The 520-nt window shown below is 67.7% G+C and carries 1 pseudogene; it reads right to left on the bottom strand.

Features of this window, described 5'->3' with window-relative positions:
• Positions 1-520: pseudogene (locus tag Rhe02_RS49545) on the bottom strand (hypothetical protein); the annotation flags it as partial.

The raw sequence follows: 520 nt of genomic DNA on the forward strand, positions 1-520 counted from the left end.
CGCGGCCTGGTCCATCACGAAGGTGGGCTGCACGAACATGTACCGGGAACAAGCCAGCACGACGACCAGCGCCCACACTTTGCGCCGCTTGCCGCCCACCGGATCAACCCACGTCCCCAGCAGCCCGTAGTCGATCTGGGCTTCCTCACCAGCGGGAACCTCATCGCGCAGCACCGTCACCTGCGCCCGGCGGGTCTCCTCCGGCACGGTCGCGGCCACCCAGCGGCGAAACGACGCCACCGACGCCGCAAGGCCTTGCTCGTCGCGTAGCCGCTGCCACACCGTGGCCTGGGTGACCCCGGCCGCCAGCTGCGCTTTGATGTGATCGGCGTGTCTGTCGATGTCCGGCCACGTCACCTGCCGTAACCGAGTGTTGGTCAACTCGGGGAACCAGCGGCCGATCAGTTCGGTCCACTCGTTGGGGCTCGACGGTTTGCTGCCCGGCTTCAGCCCGGCGGCGATCGCGGGCTGTAGGTACTTGCGGATGGTTTTGCGGTCCACGCCAAGGCTGACCGACATC

It is taken from the genome of Rhizocola hellebori (genome assembly GCF_016862955.1).
In the GTDB taxonomy this organism is placed as follows: Bacteria; Actinomycetota; Actinomycetes; order Mycobacteriales; family Micromonosporaceae; genus Rhizocola; species Rhizocola hellebori.